The sequence below is a fragment of the Mesorhizobium sp. M5C.F.Ca.IN.020.29.1.1 genome (assembly GCF_003997375.1).
Taxonomy (GTDB): domain Bacteria; phylum Pseudomonadota; class Alphaproteobacteria; order Rhizobiales; family Rhizobiaceae; genus Mesorhizobium; species Mesorhizobium wenxiniae.
This window is the reverse complement of record NZ_RZSW01000018.1, coordinates 1-22,006: the sequence shown is the minus strand read 5'-3', so window position 1 is coordinate 22,006 and position 22,006 is coordinate 1. Positions and strand designations below refer to the sequence as shown.

Genomic DNA, 22,006 nt, shown 5'->3' with positions numbered 1-22,006 from the left:
AGATTGGTGCGCCAGTTCGGCACGCAATTTGCTCTTTTCACCGCGGAGTGCCCCGCTCCCGAGTTCCGATCTGATTGGATTCTTCAATGGTCCCACAGTATTACGACCTCCCGTCACTGAATGCCCTCACAGCATTCGAGGCCTCGGCACGCCATCTCTCATTCAAGCTTGCGGCTTCCGAGCTGGGCATGAGATCGGGAGAAATCAGCCGGCAGATCAAAACCCTTGAAAACGACCTCGGTGTTCCGCTATTCGTGAGGCGAGGGACCGAGCTGATGCTCACCAGCGCTGGCCGAGACATCTATAGCGTGTTGGCAAGTAGCCTTTTAAAGGCATCCGAGGTCGTCAGGGCCATTAAGCGCGATCGTTCCCGGCACGCTGCTTCCGCCAATGCATTTACATCGACGTGATTGATGTCGTGCATGCGACGGTATTGCTGTCAGCTTTGGAGCGGACCGGCCGTCTTGACGCGGCGATGGCAACACGGTTGGCCTCTGACGAGGCTGCGTTCGTGAACGTCATCCTCACGGCGGATCCGAAGCGCCCGAATCTTGGGAGACTCTCGCCTGCGATTTGCGGGATCGTATGCACGGAGCAGCTTCGCTAAGCTGGCGGGCGTAGCCTCCGATTGCTAGGGGCAGCAACAACTGTTAGCCAGCAGATGAGCCAATACTTCATGTTAAAAGCTTTGCGGTACGCTGATTTCCGTTAGCATGCTCGATCGTCGGCTCGAACCGCAAAAAAGTTGCCTGCCAAGTGACTTTATTTCGGCTGTTACCGCACCTCTGCCTGCGTATAACACCAGCCGACAGCCAATTTTGGAGACAGGCAAATGTCGTTCAAAGGCGTTATTCCGCCAGTCACCACCCCGTTTCACGCCGACGGGTCGATCGACCGCGATGGGTTTTGCGTAATGGTCGAGCATTTGGTGTCGTCGGGTGTGCATGGCATCATCGTTGGTGGCACCACAGGCGAGTACTACGCCCAATCACGTGACGAGCGCATCGGCCTACTGAAGCTTGCTAGGAACTTTGTGAAAGGGAACGTGCCGCTGATTGCTGGCGTCGGCGCCATTCGCACCGAGGACTGCATCGAATATGCCCTCGTCGCAAAGGACCTGAAATACGACGGCATCCTAATCGGATCGCCCTATTACGCTGTCCCCACACAGCTCGAACTTGCAAATCATGCACTGGCGATCGACAAAGCCGCCAACCTGCCGGTGATGCTCTACAACTATCCCGGCCGCACCGGCACGAGGATGGATCTTGAGTTCCTGGACCGGGTCGGCCGCAGCACCAATTTCTGCGCCATCAAGGAATCCAGCGGCAGCATGAACCAGCTGCACGCCCTGGCTCGTGACTATCCCCACATCGATCTTTTCTGCGGCATGGACGATCAGGCCCTCGAATTCTTCGCCTGGGGCGCCAAGGGTTGGGTCTGCGGAGCTGGCAACTGCCTGCCGGCTGAGCACCTCGCGCTATACCAAGCGTGCGTTATCGAGAAGGACTTCACCAAGGGCCGGCAGATCATGTCGGCCCTTCTGCCTCTGATGAGGCTTCTCGAACAGGGCGGCAAGTTCGTCCAGAGCGTCAAGTTCGGCTGCGAATTGGCTGGATTGCCGGCTGGACCCGTACGCCGGCCTATGCGGGCACTCGAGGACGAACACAAGCGGGAACTCGAGTCGACGATCCGCACCCTTAAAGCAGTCATCGCGTCAATCACTGCAAAATCCGAAAAGAGGGCTTCCGAGAATGTCATCGCTATTAACGCGTGATGAATACCAGAACCTGGCAGACAGCTTGCCACTGCCGACCAACGCAGTGATCGACGGCAAGGCGCGGGCATCACAATCTGGTGATACTTTCGAGACCATCAATCCCGCCACAGGGCAGGTCATCGCAAGGATCGCTTCCTGCGGCCAGGCCGACGTGGACCTCGCTGTCGAGAAGGCACGACTGGCGTTTGAATCGGGCGTCTGGTCGCGCTCGCATCCGAGCGAGCGCAAGCGCGTTCTGCGGCGGCTCGTGAAATTGATGAAGCGAGACGCTCACGAGCTTGCAGTGCTTGAGACGCTCGAAAGCGGCAAGCCGATCTATGACGTCGAAACCATAGACATTCCCGAGGCCCTGCATTGCTTGGAATGGCACGCGGAAGCCACCGACAAGCTCTACGGCCAGACGTCGCCTTCTGGCGATGATGTCGTGTCGATGATCGTACGCCAGCCTCTTGGCGTGGTCGCTTGTGTTCTGCCCTGGAATTTCCCGATCCTGATGCTGGCCTGGAAGATCGGCCCGGCTCTTGCGAGCGGCAACTCCGTGATCGTCAAGCCGGCCGAGCAAACCAACATGTCAACCTTGCGCATTGCCGAATTGGGGCATGAGGCGGGGATCCCTGCGGGCGTCCTCCAGATCGTAACCGGTCCCGGCGAGATCACCGGCAAGGCACTCGGCATGCATCCGGACGTCGACATGGTCGCCTTCACCGGTTCGACCGATGTCGGCCGAAAATTTCTGGAATATTCCGCCAGGTCCAACCTCAAGCGCATCGTACTCGAATGCGGCGGGAAAAATCCTTGCATCGTTCTGGATGACGCCGAGAACCTCGATGTTGTAGCGCAGCATGTCACTCAGGCGGTCTTCTGGAACATGGGCGAGAACTGCTCGTCCAATTCGCGCCTCATCGTGAATGAGAAGATCAAGGACCGCTTGGTGAAAACAGTCCTCCACAAGCTCAAGGAATGGCCTTTAGGGGAGCCATTGGACCCAAGCAATCGGCTCGGCGCCATTGTGTCGAAGGAGCAGTTCGACCGCATTATGGGTTACATCAAGAAGGGGCGCGCGGAAGGCGCCAGGATCGTGACGGGCGGGAATGCCCACAAGCACGGCAAAGGCTTTTTCATCGAGCCGACTGTATTCGACGATGTCACGCCCGAAATGGCGATCGCTCGAGAGGAGATATTCGGACCAGTGCTTTCGGTCATCAAGGTCACCAACTCTGATGAAGCGGTACGGGTCGCAAACGATACGCAATATGGGCTAGCAGCCTCAATCTTCACCGCCAATCTTGGCAAGGCACATCGTATGGCGCGAGACGTCCGTGCTGGAACGGTGACCATCAATTGCTACGGCGAAGGGGACGTCTCGACTCCCTTCGGTGGCTTCAAGCTTTCGGGCTTCGGTGGACGAGACAAGTCATTGCATGCCCACGACCAATATACCGAACTCAAGACCATCTGGGCGGACATTTCCGATCCTAAGGTCTCGCGTTCCGTAGACTAGCCCATCGCGCCGATGAGCGAACACGCGGCTGTCCGCACGCCTGCGGACACGTCTATGTCGGGCTGGTACGGTATTCTGCCGCCTCCCAAGGCACCGGAGGTGCTGCGCGGCCGTCACAAGGCAGACTGGCTCATTGTGGGAGCCGGTTTTGCTGGTCTGGCGGCCGCGCGGCGTCTGTCTCAATTGGTGCCGGGCGAGTGCATAGCAGTCGTCGACGCCCAGCGCATTGGTTGGGGTGCTGCCGGGCGCAACTCGGGCTTCATGATCGATCTTCCGCACGAACTCGGTAGTGAGCACTACGGCGGAAGCCAGGACCACGACCGCAGGCGCATCCGCTTGAACCGGGCCGCGATCGAATTCTCTGCTTCATCCGCTGACGAATACGGTCTGCAGAAGTTCTTTGTTCGGGCCGGCAAATTTCATGGGGCGGCAACGGGCCACGGTCTCTCTGCGCTGCGCGGATTCGAAGAGCACCTGACGGGATTAGACGAGCCATTCGAGCGGCTCGACGCGCTCCAGCTGAAGGAAATCACCGGAACCGACTTCTTTGTCGGCGGAACCTTCACGCCAGGAACAGTGATGGCACAGCCGGCCGGCTTCATCCGTGGGCTCGCCGAAGGCTTATCGCGCGAGGTTCGCATATTCGAGAATTCGCCGGTTACATCTTTGCAGACTGGCAAAATGCACAGCGTGAGGACGGCCGAGGGCGAGATCACCGCGCCACGCTTGATACTGACGGTCAACGGTCATCTTGAAAGCTTTGGCTTCTTCAAGAAACGGCTGCTGCATGTGTTCACCTACGCCAGCATGACAAGGCCTCTATCGAAGGCCGAACAGGCAGTTGTGGGAGGCGAGCCGCATTGGGGCTTGATCCCGGCCGACCCGATGGGATCAACTATTCGGAGGATCGGCGACCGGATCCTCGTCCGGAACACCTTCACCTATAATCCGGATATGTCCACCAATGAGAAGCAGATCCGTCGGATCGGCGCTGCGCACGATCGCTCGTTCCAGGCGCGTTTCCCGATGCTGGCTGAAATAACGATGGAATTTCGCTGGGGAGGCCACTTGTGTCTCTCCCTGAATTCAGCGCCCGCATTCGGCGAAATTGAGGAGAGGGTCTTCGTAGCCGGATGCTGCAATGGCCTTGGAACAGTGCAAGGTACCCTCTATGGGATGCTGGCCGCTGATCTGGCCGCCGGCAGCAACGAGCCTATGGTTGCAGACGCCCTGACCGAGCCAGGCCCGGTTCGGCTTTATCCAGAACCACTGATGTCGATCGGAGCACTGTTCAAACTGTGGGCGATGCAGAAGCGCGCCGGCAGAGAGCTCTAGCCTTCTCGTTCTTGCGCCGCCGCTTCTCGGATCCAGTTACGGAGGCTCTGGGCGGCAGGGGAAAGTGTGCGCTTTTCATACCAGGTGAGATAATAGCTGCCAGGGGCTGGGAGTTCGAGATCCGTCAGTCTGACAAGTTTGCCTTCGTCAATCTGCGCCTTGACAAGGCGATGCCAGCCAACAGCCACCCCTTGGTCGGCTTGAGCTGCCTGAAGCGCCACGAAGAATTTGCCGAAGCGCCGACCGCGAGTCGAGCCGTGCGGTACCCCCGCACGCCGCAAAACCTCGTCCCAGCCCGCCCAGTCGGGATCCACCCAGTCAACGTGCAGCAGGGGGAGGTCTGATAGCGACTCCGCCGTTGCATCCCGATGTCTGCTTGCAAAGCCCGGGCCGCAAACGGGATAAATTGTCTCATTGAACAGAAGCTCGGCATGTTCGTTCGACCACGATCCGAATCCGTAGCGAATTCGCAATTCTACCTCGGCGCGGAGGTAATCACGAGGATTGTCCGAAATCAGGTGGTCAACAGCAATATCCTGGTACCGTGTCCAGAAATCCGGCATGCGCGGGATCAGCCAAGTCGACGCGAAGGCGTCCGTGCACGCCAGCGTGACGTTCTTAGAACGGTCGCCGCGTTTCACAGTTCGGACAATGTCTGCGGCCCGCGAAAAACCGCTGGCCAACACGCCATAAAGGTCTTCGCCGGCGCTTGTCAGCGCCACACCGGTTCCCAATCGGGTAAAAAGCGGAACCCCCAGTTCGTCCTCGATCGCTTTAATCTGCCGGCTGACGGCGCCGGGAGTGACGTTCAGTTCCGCAGCAGCCAATTTGAATGACAGGTGCCGGGCAGACGCTTCAAAAACTGCCAAAGCAGTGAGGGACGGCAGGTCGTAATAGCGGCGAACCATATCAAACTCCAAACACTTCGATATTCGCGCGGCAGGATTGCCAAGGCAAGGGTCGCTGAAATTCCGGGGACTGGTCTGAAAAAAGGAGGTGGTAACTGCGTTACGACTGGCTATCCCCGACGCCCAGCCATTTGGGTTCAACATTAGAAAAATTGCGCCCCAGTTCCATCGCAATATACGACGGCTTACAACAAATCTCCGACTAGGCCAGGTGAAAGCAGGCGCGCCGGTCGGTACGGCTTATAACTCAATAGCGATGTGAGATTTTTTCTGACAGAACGTCACTGGTCTTCGGCGGCAGTTCAGAGGATATGATCCGGAACATTCCACTCAAGATAGCTCGAAACAATAACTGACATTGCAGTGAAGTTGCGGCGGTGACAGGCGTGGCGAATTTTTGCGCGGTGCCGAGTTTCTGTAACACTGCGGTACTTGCGCACTTTTTCGACCCCCTCAACTGGTGGCGAGGGCTCTTGTTAGATCACTAGTAAATCATTTGGCTCTGGGGGTATATGGGCGAGAAAACAAATAAGATGACCGTATTCTTAGTCTCTGAGGACGCAAAAGACGTAGACAACATCATTGAACCTGGCGTTCAAGAAATAAAGATTGACGGTATTGGAAATTTCTTCAGCGCTGATTCCTCGGTTTACCAGCCGGACTGGGTCGAGGATTTCTTCGGTGATCATATCGGTGATAAATTCAGGATACGAACGGCAAGTTCAAGGGGGTTGCTTCTCGTTCCAATCGAAGATGGTTCGGCAAAGCGGTTCTTTGCTGTGTCTTTCGGACATGGCCGCCACTATCTCCGGGAAGGCGTGATCGATGATCGCTTCGGTCTAAAAGTCGTTCTGAATACAGTTGAGCGCAACAGTCTTCGAAGCATCGACAAGACTGCCTTGGGTTCACTGCCCAAGCAAAGCCGCGAGCAAATGAGCGGTGAGGGAGAGTTCGCAAATTTTGGCGTTGATATCGAGCAGGACCTTGTCAATTCTGTTACCGGCCGGTCGAAAGATAAACGGCTTGGCAATGTGATTACCGGCAAGGACGCTTTGTCTCTCTCTGCGAAGGTGGACCTATCCAATATTAAGGAGTTTTTGCCTTTCCTGCTTGACCGATTCAACAGCAAAGACTACGAAGCTGAATTCGACTGGATTGACCAAATCAAAGACGTACGAAATGCCAAATTGGCAGCCAAGCTCGACGCTTGGCTTTTGGTCACGCTCAGGTCAACAGACCACTCTAAGGTCTGGATGGCGCCGCCGGCGGTACTCGACTGGGTTGACGTGAGGGGGTTCACATATTCGTCTGCCAAAAAGGCGACGATGTTCGAGGATATGATGCTCGCGGACCTCCTCGTACAGTTCCATGGGCATGAGATAAGTCTTGAAGGCCTTCGGGCAAAGCGAGTGTTTTTAAGGTCCGCCAAATCGGACGCCGTCTCTGCAAGTTGGGGCGCTTATAGGTGCCTGTACGCAGAAGCGGAAATTGATGGGACAACGTACATTCTCAATAATGGGCGTTGGTACGAGATTGCTAAAGGATTCGCTGCTCAGGTTTTGAAGGAGTTCAAAGCGTTTCCCGCGGCAACCATCAATCTCCCAAATTACAATCACGCCAACGAAGGCGCATACAATCTTGCTGTGCCCGCAGTCCTGGACGGGTCCGTTTGCCTAGACGAGCAGCTTATCTCGCACGGAGGGGGACGGAGCAAAATTGAGTTTTGCGATATAAAGACAGGCGGAGGCGAGTTGGTGCATGTCAAGCATTATGGTGGCTCTGCACAGCTAAGCCACCTGTTCAACCAAGGGGTAGTGTCGGCGGAGCTCTACCTTCAAGACCCCGAGTTTCGCGCGAAGCTGAACAATATACTGCCCGAAGCCCACAAACTGGCTGATCCCTCCGCAAAGCCAAACCCTGCCGATCACGAAGTCGTCTTTGCGATTATCAGCCAATCAAAGAACGCATTGGAGATACCTTTCTTCAGCAAGGTGAGTTTGCGCAACGCACGGCGCCGGCTGATGGCATACGGCTATAAGGTGTCTGTAGCGAAGATCGGTCACGCGGCCTAGTTTTGCTCACCAAGAATTGGGCATGCGCGACACCATCCAGTGAGGGCGTCAGCGAGCTTTCCCCCTGTCCCCGTCCGGCGTTCGAGTTGGCGCTTTGTGCCCGCTCGTACTGCGCCACTGCGCCTAGCGGTTTCGTGGTTCTAAGGTCACGATGTAAACGCTGTGTCGGGGCCATCTTTCGGAACGCTAGTAATCTGGGAGCCTCCCGATTGTGTCAGAATCGGGATCGGCTTTGTCTGGACTTGACCGTATGCTTGATTGAGCAGCAGCCGCGGCGTTTCGTGATGATCGACGGCGCCGTTGACCGGAGGCATTGGTCAATGGATGACAAGGCGCGGGTTCGTCGCAGAAACCCTGGAACTGAACGCGGATCTCCGCGGTCGCCCGCGCGCCGGGCTGAGACCGCGGCAGATCTTCACCTGGCGACCAGAAGCTCGCAAGCTTGCCTCCGCATGGGAGCGGAGTGACGTCGCCTGCATTTCTAGGCACTGGAAGCCGAGCGTCCCATCGCTCATCTCGCAGCTTCACCGGAATCCTCACACCCTAACTGCGCGAGAAGCTCGGACTGATCAGCCAGAAGACGAAGCTCGCCGCGGCCATCCGACTACACGCTCTTACGCTGGCAGGGTCTGATCCGCTTCCTCGACGGCGGCATCGAGATCGACAGCAACGTCATCGAGCTCCATCCACTCCAGCGCAAACGCGCTCTTCGCCGGATTCGAGGGCGGTGCCGAGCGCCGCGCCGTCGTCGCCAAGCTCATCGAAAAGACGCGTGCAAGTACAACTGAACTGCGATCGCCCCCAACAAGGTGTGCGGCGGCGGTTTACTCAACGCACGAGTGAGACTTTTGCAGTAGGCCGAAGCTTCGAACTCCGGCAATAGTTCCGACCGGCTCACACAGGCCGCACCGTTTGTTCTTGGAGGCCGGCATGACTGCTCAACTACAACTCTCTCGTAGAGGAGGGCGGGAAGCGCGCCGGACGATCCGCACGGCGCCAAAGGTTGACATGTTACCGACGCTGAAGCGGGGCCTGCCGGTGATAGAGCCGATGGATGCCGAGCAAGTTGAACGCATTCACGAGGCTTCGCTCGCGATATTAGAAGAAGTAGGCGTGGTGTTTCGCGATTCGATCGCGATTGAGGACTGGAAGAGAGTCGGAGCGGACGTGCGCGCGGACGATCGCGTTCATCTCGACCGCGGCCTAGTCATGGAGCTTATCAAAACCATTCCCCCCAATGTCGAATACTGCGCGCGGGATCCAGCGAAGAATGTCGAGCTCGGAGGCGCCAAATCCATCTTCGTGCCGATGACCGGCGCGCCTTACATGCGCGACCTCGATGACGTCAGGCGTGGCCCAACGATCGCGGATCTTGGGACGTTCCACAAGCTGGCGCACATGATGCCGGCGCTGCATTCGTCTGCGCATCACATCGTCGAGCCGATGGACATTGTTGTGGCGCATCGGCACTTGCACATCACCTATTCGTCAATGAAGCACTCCGACAAGATATTCATGGGTATGACCACCTCGCCCAAGAATGCCGAGGACGTGCTTGACATGTGCGAGATCCTTTTCGGCGAAGGCTTCCTCGAGAAGCATGCAGTGACCACCGGAAACTGCAATGGAAATTCGCCGCTCGTGTGGGATCAGGTCATGCTGGGCGGTATGCGTGCTTTCTGCCGGCGAAATCAGCCCGTCTTGTGCTCGCCCTTCGTTCTCGGCGGTGCGAATACGCCGGCCTCCACCGCGGCGGCAGTGGCACAGCTCAACGCGGAGGCGCTTTCGGCTCTCGCCTACACGCAGGTGGTACGTGAAGGCTGCCCTGCGATCTATGGGCATTACCTGTCGACCGTATCGATGCAATCGGGAGCGCCAATGGCGGGGACGCCAGAGATATCGCTCATGAACTTCATGATCGGCCAGATGGCTCGCCGCTACAACGTCCCCTGGCGTACCTCGAACCTGCTCGGCGGCGCCAAGGTCTTTGATGCGCAGGCAGGCTATGAGAGTGCGATGACGATGATGGCCGTGCTGATGTCAGGCGCAAACTACATTTGGCATTCGGCTGGCTGGAATGAAGCCGGTATGCACTGCTCGATCGCAAAGTTCGTCGTCGACGCCGAAGTCTGCGCCATGGGGTATCGCATGACGCAAGGTATCCAGTGGGACGACTTTGATGAAGCCTTGGCTGCGGTTCGCGATGTCGGGCCAGGTGGCCATTACTTTGGACATCCGCATACACAGGCCAACTTCGAGAAGGCCTTCTTTATTCCGAAACTTTTTGACAATAACTCGATCGAGCAGTGGTACGCTGACGGCTCCAAGGACATCAAGCAACGTGCCCTCGATCATGCGCGCCGCCTTCTGGCTGAATATGAGGAACCTAAGCTCGACGTCGCGAAGGATGAGGAATTGCGCGCTTACATCGATCGTCGCTCGCGGGAAATTCCCGCCGTCGACGCACTCAACGAGGAATACTGAGCATCATGCGCATTGACCGGATCAACACCTACAAGATCCAGCTGCCTGTGAAAGGTGGCACCTATCGAATGGCCAGTGACGACGTCGACGCGCTTGACAGCACCCTTGTCGAGGTTGTGACCGATGAGGGGCTGACTGGCTGGGGGGAAACCTGTCCCGTCGGACCGGTCTATCAGCCGCATCATGCGTTGGGTGCCCGCGCAGCGATCGCCGAAATCGCACCAGGTCTTCTGGGCGCCGAGATTGCCTCGATCAGGCTTCTCGCCAAACGCATGGACGAGCGCTTGAACGGGCACGGGTATGCGAAGGCCGCATTCGACATGGCGTTTCTCGACCTTCTCGGCCAGCGGTTGGGAGTGCCGGTCTCGACACTGCTGGGTGGTGCGCTGGCCGACCGCGTTCCGGCTTACTATTCATTGATTGTGGGCCCACCGGACGAAACGGCCAGGATTGCAGCCGACAAGGTCAAGTCAGGTTATCCACGCCTGCAGGTCAAAATCTCGGGACGAAATCTCGAAGAGGATGTGGCCACGGTTCACAAGGTTTGGGAGGCGGTCGGCTACAAAGCGCGTATCGCAGTGGATGGCAACAGGGGCCTCACTGTCGCTGCCGCGATTCTTCTCGACCGGCTTTGCCAGGCAATCCCGTTCGTTTTCGAGCAGCCCTGCAACACCATGGACGAGGTCGCGACACTCAAGGGCCGCCTGACGCACCCGATCTATCTGGACGAGAATACGGAGGATCAGAATATTGTGCTTCGGGCGATCTCGGCAGGCATCGCGGATGGCTTCGGCTTCAAGGTCACGCGCCTGGGCGGCCTCACGAAGATGACGACTGTGCGAGACCTTTGCGCCATCCGCTCACTCCCGCACAGCTGCGACGACGCCTGGGGCGGCGACATCATCGCGGCGGCCTGCGTGCATTTAGCTTCCACTGTGGAGCCGCGCCGGTTTGAGGGCGCCTGGATCGCGCAAGAATATATCGAAGGACATTTCGACGCGAAAAATCCTATCCTCATCGAAAATGGTCACATCGCCGTACCGCAGCTGCCAGGCCTCGGCATCAAACCGGAACCCGGCGTATTTGGTGAGCCGGTAGCCACGTACGGATACTAGTGAACGCACCCGCCAACATCAGCGCAATGACGTCGTTGGTCACGCCGAAAAGTTCGGCGGGGGCCGATCGACCGTTTGACTTGGTCGTTCTGGTGTTACCAGGGTTCTCGCATCTGGCGCTTCACGCCTATATCGAACCCTTCAGCATCGCCAATATGGTGTCAAGACTGCCGCTGTTCCGGTGGCGAATCGCCGGGCTTGACGCTCGGCCAGTCGAAGGTGCCAATGGCCTTTCGGTTGCTGTTGATGTCCCTATTGATGAACTGGTTTTGTCCTCGGACGATCGTAGACCGAACCAGCTCGCTATAATGGCGGGCGAGCCGGTAGAACGGCAACTGACGGCTGAGCTCAACGGTTGTCTGAGAACGATGGCTCGCCGCGGGGTTCCGATATCGGCGGTCGGGACAGCGACATGGCTGCTTGCGCGGACGGGCCTTCTGGCAGGCACACGCTGCACGATACACTGGTCGCGGCTCGCTGCTTTCGCCGAGGTGTTCAACCGGCCCCGCATAAGCGATTCCCTGTTTGTCAAAGACGGCCAGTATTCAACCTGTGCAGGAGAACTGGCAGCCTTCGACCTGGCCGTCGATCTGATCGGCAGCCATGCCGGAGGTTATATTGCACAGGAGGTCTGCCGCCATGCAGTTGTCGAAGGTCAGCGCTCAGGATCAAACCGCCAGACCGGACCGTCGGGTCTGGCTTTTGCCGGTGTGAGTGACAAACTGCTGATGGCCATGCGGATAATGGAAGAAAACGTAGAGTTCCCACTGGCAATGGACGAGGTCGCGCAACGGGCCGGAGTATCGCGGCGCCAGCTGGAACGCTTGTTCGCTTCCTATATCGGACTTCCGCCGGTTCGCCATTATCTCCGGATTCGCGTAGACCATGCGAAGCGCCTGATCGAAGGCACGAGGATGCCCATCATCGACATTGCCATGGCCTGCGGGTTCATGTCTGCTTCGCACTTCGCAAAGTGCTTCAGAGTCTTCAATGGAATGTCGCCGCAGCAGTGTCGAGCGATAGTGCCGGCCTGGGTTGGGCCCGGCCTGAGATGATAGACAGTAGCCGAGGAGAACAGCAGCACCTCAATCGATGCGAATGTCTGGAGCCGATCTGCCCACCAACAGACACGTTCCGGATCACAGCGGAAGCGGCGGATTAGCTCATATCACTATCCTCTCGCATGCCGACCGGCGTTGGCGATACCACTGGACTGATCACGCGTTTCGATGCCACCGACCATGATGTGACTGTCACCATTGAAATGATGCAGGGGCGACGATGTTGTCATTTTCATTGCGTAAGGATTCCCTCATTGAAACGCTGCGTTGGAAAGGTACTCCCAGCATCTCGGAGATGGCCGTTCGAAGAGCCTAGGCAGGTGCGGTTGGCGGTCACCGGCACGAAGATCGCCCAGCCCTCGCGCCATTCTGCAGGGACGGTCAGTCGGCAAGTGCTGCGATCCGGGCCTCGGTCATGCGCGGGCTTTGTGGGTCTCCAGCCAGGCGTGGTGCGAATTAACAGGTAGAAGGACAATGACAAAGGACATGCCGATTGTCGTCGGGACATTCCTGGAAAGGCTGTCGGAGAGTGTCGACGAAACAGATTTCCGTGAAGCCCTGACCAGCGCGGCATTGGGACTTGATCTACTGAAGTTTGCCTATTTATCCTTGCCACTACAACCTTCCGGCGAGCCTAGGCTGATCTCGAATTATCCGCCTCCCTGGACAGCGCATTATCTGCGAAACCAGTATCAGAGAGTCGATCCCGTCATCTTGCGTGCGCGAGTTGCCGATAGCCCCTTCCGATGGGAATCGGATCTTCGAGGCTTTGAAATATCGGAGGTTCAGCAAAAGCTGTTCGTTGAAGCGGCAGAGTTCGGCATCTGCTGTGGGTTGACGATCCCCATTGTTGACAGCAGGGGGCGTGCTGCAGCGATGACCTTTGCCGCGCGTGAGCCGTCCGGTTTGCTGCGCGCTGCCGAGCGGTATGAGCAGGCGCTCCATTTCATGGCAACGTGCTTTCACATTCATGTTCGCCGCAAACTCTCGGCCAGTCGAATGGTGGACGGCATTTTGCTGACACCACGTGAATATGAGTGCCTGCAGTGGGCGGCTCGCGGCAAGTCCGCCTCGGACACAGCCTGCATCCTGGGCATCAAGTCGCGCACTGTCACTTTTCATCTGGATAATGCCAGGAACAAGCTCGGCGTGCGCACAAAAGACCAGGCGGTAGCGCTGCTGGCCTCCTCACTAACTTCGTTTCTCTAGAACACCGACGTGGTGCCCTATGCTTGGGCAGAGGCTGTTTCGGTCGGTGCACTCGCGCAGAGCGCAGGCGTCATCCCTGCCGGCTCTCATGCCGCAACTTTTTGCATCCGGTGGCATTGCACGCCTGCCCGCGAATTGATGGTCCTTGGAGTTATTCAGGTGCGAGGACTTCATCAATGTTCCTCGCGTGTGGCCCTGTCTTTGCCGAGCGGAACAAACCACGTTGATGGCGCACCGTTTTCGATAGCGGCGAGCGGGTAACGTTCGGTTCCTCTCGCAATGAGCATGCCGCATCCCGCGTCCATGGCTATCCTTGCTGCCATTAACTTTGTCACCATCCCACCCGAACTATGGCGGGCGTGGGAATGACCCGCCATGGCCTCTATCTCGGGGGTGATGCATCGCACCTCTGTCAGCAGACGAGCCAACGGATTGTGATGTGGGTCTTCGGTGAACAGGCCATCTACGTTGGAAAGCAGAACGAGAAGGTCGGCGTTTACCATCTGTGCGACCTGTGCCGCCAGCCGGTCATTGTCGCCAAAGCAGATCTCGGCCGTCGCGGTCGTGTCGTTCTCGTTGATGACGGGTACGGCGCCAATTTTGAGGAGTTGCTGAAGGGTCGACCATGCATTATGGCGGCGATGCTGGTTCCCCATGTCTTCGCCAGTCAATAACATCTGTCCCAACGCAAAACCATGGCGCTTTAAACTCTGTTCGTAGGCAAGCATAAGTCGAACCTGACCGATCGCGGCCGCCGTTTGCTTCTCTTCGATCCGCAACGGTCTGCCCAAACCGTCGAATTGACCAGATCCAAGCGCGACTGCACCGGATGTGACGATGATCACCTGCTGCCCACGTGAGGAAAGGCGCACGATATCCGCAATCAGCGTTTCAAGCCAAGCACTTCGTATATCGCCGGTCACTTCATCGACAAGCAGTGCTGAGCCAATCTTGACTACCAGCCGCTGAGCCGAAACCAATTGGACCGATCGTGTGGTTGCTGCCACTGGGTGTCGCTGCAGCGACAGTGAAGACATGATTTTCCACTTTCTTCCTGGGGATACACCAGCGAGTGAGCTGTGTGGCCTCACGAGGACTAGCGTCTTTGACGGATCTAGCCCAGAGTTGCGGCGACGCCCTGAATCTGGTGAGGAAACTACCACCCTTGGTCGATTGGCGGTCATAAAGATTGTGTAAACTTGTTGTAGCGGCAGTTCATGGTTCATCACCGACGGGCGAACATGACTCGCTGCGCCCTGGAATTGGCCGCAACTAAAGCAGGACGGACGAGGCCGTTCTCGATGCTACCGGCAACCATGGCGGTGGGGCGGGTGCTGTCTCCAACCCCATGCAGGTGAGGCGGCCGCAAATGCAAAGAGCAAAATCGTCGAATTCGCTGGCGCGGCTTCACTCCAGCAAACTTCTACTGAGGTTTGGGTTGCCAACGAGCGAACAAACTGGATGCGCAGTCTCGTCGCCCGCTCAATCAGCTTTGCGGCATGGTATGCCTGAAGAACAGAGCAGCCAGGCCGGAACGCGCGCTCGGCAACATGCATCAATTGCAGACTAGCTTAGCCGTGCTCGATCTCATACGTTCTCCCGAGGAGTGACGGAGCGCAAAAGCTCCATCATTCAGCGGCGAACAGTTCCTTGTAGCCGGTCGTCACTATCCAGTTCGCCCGGTCGATATGGCTGCGAACAGCGTTGCTGGCGCGCACCGGTTCAAGAGCCGGGTCGATGCCGAGAATGAGATCTGCCATCTCCTCTATGCTGGCATTGTCGGCGCAGGCGTCGAGGATCCTCAGATAGATCTTGAAATGCTGCCGGTCATAGCTCGTGAGGCTCTCCGACCAGGGGACCTCATCGCGCAGTGTTGAGCTTTCAGTCCCATCTGTTCCCGTTGGTCGATTCATGTCTGCCGCGAACCTCGCATGTTGATCGCTGGATTCAAGACAGCATATCCCAAAATGGGATAATCCGGAACCGGGATTAGTCGCTGAGCCGGTCTGTACCTGACCGGTTCGCCTACATGCCCAAATCTCTTCGATCTCCCCGCCACCAGCGGTTTCTGGCCCAGCTGATATCGCTGCGCAAGGCCAAAGGCCTGACCCAGGCGCAGGTGGCTGAGAAACTCGGCCGGCCGCAATCCTTCGTGGCCAAGTATGAGGGTGGAGAGCGGCGTCTCGATGTCATTGAGTTTCTCGACCTAACTGCGGTGCTTGACGCTGATCCGTGCGAGATTCTGTTGAGCCTGCGGTAATAGCGCCGGCGCTCCTCGCGGCGCGCACCGGCTGCTCGTGGATCGAACGCGCTTTGCGGTACGTGCGGCGTCTCGCCCATTTGGCTTAGCCCTAGCGCGGGTCGTCAGGCCCTCGCAATTCTTCTCTGTTGGACCTTTCCCAGCAGTGCTACGGTGGCGCGCCCCGTTGTAGGCCCGCCGCGGCGCACCGCAACCCTTCGCTCTCGCTTCGGGTCCTTCTCTTCGTTTCGGTCCTTCGGATGCGGTTTGCCTGGACGGCCGCCCTTCCGGTCGCAATTCGCCGCCCACCCCCGCTTCCGTCCCGCTTCCAGGGAAAGTCGCGATTGGCGAGGGGAGGGCATCGCGATGCATGCAAGACAGCGAACGGCTAGCGGAGAGATTGGCGAGGGCGGGCGCTCGGGCGACAGGCTCTATCAGGAGTTCCCGCACCGCATCATTGCCGACCTGGAATCCGGCACCATACCGTGGGTCAAGCCATGTTGCAGGGCAAAGATAGGCCTTGGCCTGCCGAGGAATGCTTCAGGGGCGTCAGCCACCAATACTGCAGTAAAAGAGCCTGCAGCTGTCGCAGCATGGCTGAACAAGGCATCTCGTTGGCGTCGAGGAGCTCCGTGCGGGCCTTGGCGGGGCGAATAAGCTTAGATGACGTCCGGCAGACCGAAGCCGGCAAACAGCCTGGCCGCAGCATTCCATCAGCAATCCAAGACTTCCTGATGCAAGGCGCGTCGAAGCACTTCCATTCGGGCGTTAGTCGAGGCCGCGTTGACAAGTGTATGCTTCTTAGTCCACTGGACGAGGGCGGCCGTTCTTCGACAACGGCATCTTTAAACATCGCCCGTGCAAGGGGCGACCTTAAAAAAGGGCGCACGAGGCGCCCTTCATTTGACTCGGGCTTTGAGTAAGCCGCCTTCGCCTTCCGTTGTCAGAAACGGTAGGTGAGACCTGCGCCTATCAACCATGGATCGAGCGCGGCGCTCCCCGTCTGCTTCGCGCCTTTCACAGTGACGTCGAAGTCTGGCTTCAGGAAAAGCTTCTTCACGTCGAAGTTGATGCCCCAGTGCTCGTCCACCATATAGTCGAATCCGACCTGCAGCGCAGCACCAGACGTGTTCTTGAGCTTGAGAGCATCGGCGCTGCCGGCATCCTGGTTAAAGAACATCGTATAGTTCACGCCGGCGCCAACATAGGGCTTGAAGGCTCCGAAATCGGTAAAATGATACTGCAGCGTAAGGGTGGGCGGCAGCATCCAAACCGTGCCGATGTTGCCCAGCCCGCCGACCGCTCCTTCGCCGTAGACGTTGGCACGCGTGGTGGCCAGTACGAGTTCGGTGGCAATGTTGTCCGTGAAGAAGTAGGTGATATCAAGTTCCGGGACTACGCTGCCCGAATAGGAAAGATCGGAGCCGGGCACTCCGTTGACATAGCCCGAATCCTGGGTGATGATCCCCAGCCCTCGGAGGCGGATCTGCCAAGGGCTTGGCCATTCCGAGGCCAAGTCTCCCAAGTCTCCCAAGTCTCCCAAGTCTCCTTCGTCCGAGGCCAAAACTCCTACTTCCGGGATGCTCGCGGCCTGCACAAGGTCCGCCGCGGCGGCCTGCTGACCCATCACCATGAGGATCACGGCCGCTGTTATTCCCTGGACCACGCCCACTCGCGTTCTGGCCATGATATTCTCTCCTTTTTCTTCAGAAATGGCGCACTGCACTACTAAGAATCTCCTTTGATCAATTGTGTTGAAGGAATCTCATGCTCACTTTGCACGAGACTGTGCCGTCGTTATTTGCGCATTCGCGCACCACGGACCTGTGCTACCTTTTTGAAATGTTGCCTTGTTTGGCCACCTATCGAACGCCATCGTCTTGCCAACCGATGGCACTGCGAAGGAAATTGTTGCCCAAAGCAATGAATGGGCCCGCTCGCGATTGTCCTTGCCGTAGCTGTGCCCGCCCGCGCTGGGCTCGTAGAAGTAAGCGGGATAGCCAAGGGCCTGCAGCTTTGCGGCCATCTTGCGCGCATGACCGGGGTGGACGCGGTCGTCCCGCTTCGTGGTGGCGAGCAGGATCGGCGGATAGGGCTGTCCCGGCGTCGCGGCGTGATAGGCGGAGATTTCCCTCAAGAACGTCCAATCCTCCGGCTTGTCGGGATCGCCATATTCGTCAATCCCGCTCACGCCGAAGAGCTTGGTGTAGCGCCGCATGTCGATAAGCGGAACTGTGCAGAACAGCGCGCCGAAGTGCTCGGGATAGCGGGTAAGCATGTTGGCGATCAGCAGGCCGCCATTCGAGCCGCCCTCGGCGGCAATCCGCCTCGGCAGTGTGATGCCCCTTCGCACGAGGTCGGCTGCTACGGCGGCGAAATCGTCATGGGCGAGACGCTTGCCCTCCCTCCGTCCGGCATCGTGCCAGCGGCTGCCGAACTCGCCGCCCCCACGGATGTTCGCCACCACGCACGTGCCCCCGCGCTCGAGCCACAGCTTGCCGAGCGAGGAGTTGTAGGAGGGCAGGAGCGATACGCCGAACCCGCCGTAGCCGGAAAGGTGAACCGGGGCATTTCCGTTTCCGTTCGCCGGACCGACCTGCGTATAGGGGATCAATTCACCATCGATCGAGGCTGCCTCGTGGCGTGTGACCACCAGACCGGTTGCGTCGAAATTCTCCGGGTTGCGCTTCAGGATCACTGGAGCACCGAGAGGCGGCGCCGCATTGAGATCGAATAGGAGCAGTTGCGACGGTGTGATCGGGTCCTGAGCCGAAACGAGGACCTCTCCATTGGTCTCGTGATCCTCCTCGTCGAGTGACCAGAGGTGAACAGTCCGCTCGGCGGTCACGGTGTCGAGGGTTCGGCGCGTCCATTTCTGCCGACCCGGGGTGAACACCTCGAAACGCGGGGCGAGGTTCGCGAGGTAGGCGACAATGAGCTTCCCGGCATTCCAGAAGAATGACTGCAGACAGCGCCTCTCGTCCGGTTCAAACAGGGTGCTAAAACGGCGTTCGCCAGCGATGAAAGAGGAAAGCGAGATGCCGATCAGCGCGTCGGCGGCATGGGTCGTCCCTCCCACTGTCCAGGGCTTGCGCGGCTTTACCGCCAGCCAATCACCGAAGACATCCCATCTGGCGTCCCGAGGAAGGTTGATCTCAAGCTTCGGCCCACGGCGGTCGCCGATTCGTCCTATCGCCGTGAACAAGCCCGGCCCCTCGATGAACCAAAGGCGCTCGCTCTCGGCGGTGCGGTCCAGATGACCAGACACGCCAAGGGAGTCGGAACCCGCCTCGAAGATTACCGGCGCGGTGAGGAGACCCGCGCCACGTTTCCACGACCGCACGGTCCGCGCGAAGCCGGCCATGCCCTCACCAAGCGCACTGAAGAGCAGAAGCGTGTCAGGGTCGAGCCAACTTATCCCGCCCTTGGCCTCCGGGAGATTGAAACCGTCGGCGACAAAGCTCAGAGAGCTCAGGTCGAATTCGCGACGCACGACCGCGTCGCTGCCGCCGCGCGACAGGCGCAAGACGGCTCTTTCGCGCGTCTCCGGCTCAATCGATGCGCCGCCCCAGACCCAGTCTTCTCCGTCTCTAGCCGCGAGGGCGTCCAGATCGAGCAGTAGCTCCCACTGGGGATCCGCCTTCGTGTAGGCGGCAAAGGTGGTCCGGCGCCACAGTCCGAGCGGATTTCCGGCATCTTGCCAGAAATTATAGAGGTATTGACTGCAGCGCGTGACCAGGGGAATCCTGTCGGGACGGTCGAAAATCGCTGTCAGCGCCGCCCGGTCGCGCTCGAACTGCGTTCCCGCGAAGTGCTTCAAGGTCTTTGCCGACTGGCTGGCGGTCCACGCAAGTGCCCGTTCGCCTTCTACATCCTCAAGCCAAAGATGGGGGTCATCGTCGGGTGCATCCAGCGTTGGACGGAAATCGAATTCGCTCATGTCCGGACAACCAAAGGAATGAAAGCGCAATGGCTTCCATCTGCTCGGGAAAGCTCAGTGTTTGCGGTCACCGCATGTTCGAAAAGTGCAATCATCCGGTGGGTTCTTCTCAGTCGGTGCGGCGTCGCAGTGCTTTTGCGCATAGGACTGCATCTGTCGTGCCAACTGGAAAATCGTTTCGGAACAATGCGATCGCCCTGACAGCGTTGTGTCACATGTCCGACATCGTCGAGAATCCGACAACGAACGCACCTCGTATTCACCGCATCAAGCTCCGCGAGTCGGTGACACCGTGCCGAACTCAGGCAGTGAAGCTCAGAATGAACTTGGTTGGCCCCCCCACATCTTCGCTCCGGGACGCTTCACGCACACGGCCTCAGGCGAAGGACGCCCTTGAGGGAACTAGCCGGGCTGCGCGCCTAGACACCACGAGCGCAAAAAATCGGAGATCCAGGAAAGAGAGGGCGCCGCTTGGCCGTCCTGATGGTTGTCCAGGCCCCGCCAGCAATATTGGCCTGCACCGTCCTCTTGCTTGCATTTTCGAAGCCTATGGATAGCCGAGTAAGCTGCGTTCCAACGAACAAATTGGAGTAGTCGCTAAGGAACGTCAGCTGCTGGCGACCCCTCATTCAATATGCAAGGTATGATGATGGTTCAGGAGACCGGGCACTTTGGCTCGGTGCAGGTATCTCGGCGACGCTGCCATCAGTCGATGGTGTTTCGCTGACGCCCCGCAGTGATATGCCCGACAAGGGCATTGCGGGGGCAAGTCTGCCTGGGAAATTGGCTGCATCCAGGGCAGGCGGAGCCTGGCCGCGCTCGGTCTCCATACCGCTCGCAAGTAGCCCGGCGTGAGCACCATCCAAAGAAGCGATTGCGCGCGTCGCCGGTTCATTTTGCGGCCCACTGAATGGTCGGCCTAACCTGTACAACTGCACAGGCTGCCATCGCGTGAAACTTGGCCTCCAATGGCGGAAAATCCCCCAGGAGACCTGCGATGACTGACCTTTTTACACCCGCGCTACCAGAACTTGCCGAAAACCAACGTGCAATCCACCGCGGCGCCACCACGCTTTCAAGGAACGTCCGGAATCGGACGCCGGAGCCGATCACCGCTGTGAAATCGATCGCGTTGGCGTGCAGAGGCCGCGCTGGCTTTCGCTGTGCCGGTTCGACGGCCTGGTCGCTATTTGCGCGCCTCTTCTGCCCTCGACAGTGCCGATGGCACACGCCTCGACGAAACGGCGCCACCCATCTCTGGTGCCTTTGGCGCCGGTGCTTGGACAAATGGCATGATGTTTCGACGTCCGTGGGGGCGGGCAGGGGACACAGTCATGCCTAAAGTTCTGGTGATTGGCGCGGATGAGGCTGATTGGCGCGATGAAAGATCATACGATTACACCGCTGGTCTGACGCCGCGCGAGTGGGCCTGGGAGTTCTTGCGCCGCAACCCTGCATTCCAGCGTGACGTGACCACTGCAAGCCAGCAGGCCAAGACCTGGTCTCACCAACCGTTTCTCGACGTGATCGTGTCGGCCGGCGACCTGTCGCGCTGGGGTGTCCTGTTTCGCCGAGTCTCATGGGCGCAATTCCCTTGTATTCTGGAGTCCGCTCTGGTGCGTCCATGTGCTGCCGGTCATTGCAGAACAGCTGTCCGCATCCTCGGTGACATCGCCGTTCGAACTCTCGGCATTGCCATGTCGTGCGACGGTCTTGCTGGCGCCCGACAAGGACCAGCATGTTCTTCTTCGCAATGCGGAGCATACGCTCCAGCTCGCCGTCTCTGGCGCGGATATCTTGCACCCTGTTTGCCTCCGTACCGAGGCGATCTGGCCCGCGACGCTTTCGAAGCACCGCCTGAGGGCGCTCGAGTGCCTCAATGCTCTAACTCTGGCGCAACATCTGCCTGCCCGCTTGTTTCCGCCGGAAAAGCGATGTTCCCGTCTAACCTTCGTTCTTCGTGCGCTCGACGGCTCACTTGCCGGGGCGTCACATCGGGAGCTTGCCGAAGCGCTGATCGGCCAACGGCGCGTCCATGCCGACTGGAGGGATCCTCGCGATCATCTGCGCGACCGCATTCGCCGCGCCGTCTCTCGTGGCCGTGCGCTCATGAACGGAGGGTACAGAGATTTCCTCACTTGAAAAATGACAGTCCGCACTGCGCGTCAGCGGGCGAACAGTTCGGAGACCAGTCACATCGGTCGGCTCGGTCGATATGGCAGCGAACGACCTTGCCGGTGCGCTCTGGTTCAAGCGTCGGTCGATGCCAACAGGCACGTTAGGCATTGTCCGATAGCCGACAATGTCGAGTACGCAACACAGAGGAAGCTGACTCTCGGGTGTTCTTGAACGCTTTTGGCTT

Annotated in this window: 16 protein-coding genes and 2 pseudogenes; 13 read left to right on the top strand and 5 right to left on the bottom strand. The window is 58.6% G+C overall.

Annotation, left to right across the window (positions count from 1 at the left end):
- Nucleotides 1-86: 86 nt before the first annotated feature.
- The 4 genes from EOA85_RS03070 (at nt 87) to EOA85_RS03055 (ending at nt 4,616) form a co-directional block, all read left to right on the top strand.
- Nucleotides 87-410: a LysR family transcriptional regulator gene (locus EOA85_RS03070; RefSeq protein ID WP_127208327.1), complete on the top strand. Its 324-nt coding sequence runs from the start codon at nt 87-89 to the stop codon at nt 408-410.
- Between the two features lie 422 nt (nt 411-832).
- Complete coding sequence (locus tag EOA85_RS03065) at nt 833-1,777, top strand: dihydrodipicolinate synthase family protein (RefSeq protein ID WP_127208326.1); 945 nt, start codon at nt 833-835, stop codon at nt 1,775-1,777.
- A complete protein-coding gene (locus EOA85_RS03060) occupies nt 1,755-3,281 on the top strand; it encodes an aldehyde dehydrogenase (protein ID WP_127208325.1) in 1,527 nt (508 codons plus the stop codon). Before EOA85_RS03065 ends, EOA85_RS03060 begins: the two co-directional genes overlap by 23 nt.
- Nucleotides 3,282-3,335: 54 nt before the next feature.
- Nucleotides 3,336-4,616 carry an FAD-binding oxidoreductase gene (locus EOA85_RS03055; protein ID WP_206523229.1) on the top strand — a complete coding sequence of 427 codons (1,281 nt, stop codon included), beginning with the start codon at nt 3,336-3,338 and terminating at the stop codon, nt 4,614-4,616.
- Here the strand turns inward: EOA85_RS03055 and EOA85_RS03050 are convergent.
- Entirely contained in the window at nt 4,613-5,524 is a 912-nt protein-coding gene (locus tag EOA85_RS03050; protein WP_127208323.1) for a LysR substrate-binding domain-containing protein, read from the bottom strand. The two genes, EOA85_RS03055 and EOA85_RS03050, sit on opposite strands and share 4 nt — an antisense overlap.
- 512 nt (nt 5,525-6,036) lie before the next feature.
- Between EOA85_RS03050 and EOA85_RS03045 the strand changes: the two genes are divergently transcribed.
- From EOA85_RS03045 to EOA85_RS03025, 6 genes and pseudogenes are all read left to right on the top strand, one after another.
- Complete coding sequence (locus EOA85_RS03045) at nt 6,037-7,596, top strand: TIGR04141 family sporadically distributed protein (protein ID WP_127208322.1); 1,560 nt, start codon at nt 6,037-6,039, stop codon at nt 7,594-7,596.
- A 535-nt stretch (nt 7,597-8,131) separates the two neighbouring features.
- A pseudogene (locus EOA85_RS38590) lies at nt 8,132-8,361 on the top strand (transposase); the annotation flags it as partial.
- 165 nt (nt 8,362-8,526) lie between these two features.
- Nucleotides 8,527-10,080, top strand: coding sequence for a trimethylamine methyltransferase family protein (locus tag EOA85_RS03040; RefSeq protein WP_127208321.1), 1,554 nt, complete (start codon nt 8,527-8,529; stop codon nt 10,078-10,080).
- Between the two features lie 5 nt (nt 10,081-10,085).
- Nucleotides 10,086-11,195, top strand: coding sequence for a mandelate racemase/muconate lactonizing enzyme family protein (locus EOA85_RS03035; protein WP_127208320.1), 1,110 nt, complete (start codon nt 10,086-10,088; stop codon nt 11,193-11,195).
- Nucleotides 11,195-12,250, top strand: a complete 1,056-nt coding sequence (locus EOA85_RS03030; protein WP_127208319.1) for a GlxA family transcriptional regulator — start codon at nt 11,195-11,197, stop codon at nt 12,248-12,250. Before EOA85_RS03035 ends, EOA85_RS03030 begins: the two co-directional genes overlap by 1 nt.
- Before the next feature lie 480 nt (nt 12,251-12,730).
- Nucleotides 12,731-13,465, top strand: coding sequence for a LuxR family transcriptional regulator (locus tag EOA85_RS03025; RefSeq protein WP_127208318.1), 735 nt, complete (start codon nt 12,731-12,733; stop codon nt 13,463-13,465).
- A 173-nt stretch (nt 13,466-13,638) separates the two neighbouring features.
- Here the strand turns inward: EOA85_RS03025 and proB are convergent, their stop codons facing one another.
- A complete protein-coding gene (gene proB / locus EOA85_RS03020; RefSeq protein WP_127208317.1) occupies nt 13,639-14,502 on the bottom strand; it encodes a glutamate 5-kinase in 864 nt (287 codons plus the stop codon).
- A gap of 591 nt (nt 14,503-15,093) precedes the next feature.
- A complete protein-coding gene (locus tag EOA85_RS03015; protein ID WP_127208316.1) occupies nt 15,094-15,378 on the bottom strand; it encodes a DUF2285 domain-containing protein in 285 nt (94 codons plus the stop codon).
- Nucleotides 15,379-15,494: 116 nt separating this feature from the next.
- Between EOA85_RS03015 and EOA85_RS03010 the strand changes: the two genes are divergently transcribed.
- The gene (locus EOA85_RS03010; protein WP_127208315.1) at nt 15,495-15,725 is read left to right on the top strand and encodes a helix-turn-helix transcriptional regulator; all 231 of its coding nucleotides are present in this window, start codon (nt 15,495-15,497) and stop codon (nt 15,723-15,725) included.
- A gap of 345 nt (nt 15,726-16,070) precedes the next feature.
- Complete coding sequence (locus EOA85_RS40050; protein ID WP_348627874.1) at nt 16,071-16,361, top strand: ArdC family protein; 291 nt, start codon at nt 16,071-16,073, stop codon at nt 16,359-16,361.
- A gap of 286 nt (nt 16,362-16,647) precedes the next feature.
- Here EOA85_RS40050 and EOA85_RS03000 read toward each other — a convergent pair whose 3' ends face one another.
- Both EOA85_RS03000 and EOA85_RS02995 read right to left on the bottom strand, forming a co-directional pair.
- Entirely contained in the window at nt 16,648-17,391 is a 744-nt protein-coding gene (locus EOA85_RS03000; protein ID WP_127208314.1) for an OmpW family protein, read from the bottom strand.
- A gap of 175 nt (nt 17,392-17,566) precedes the next feature.
- Nucleotides 17,567-19,644 (bottom strand): annotated as a pseudogene (locus EOA85_RS02995) (prolyl oligopeptidase family serine peptidase).
- A gap of 1,557 nt (nt 19,645-21,201) precedes the next feature.
- Between EOA85_RS02995 and EOA85_RS02990 the strand changes: the two are divergent.
- On the top strand, nt 21,202-21,786 hold the full coding sequence (locus EOA85_RS02990) for a DUF2285 domain-containing protein (protein ID WP_127208312.1): 585 nt from the start codon (nt 21,202-21,204) through the stop codon (nt 21,784-21,786).
- Nucleotides 21,787-22,006 lie beyond the last annotated feature (220 nt).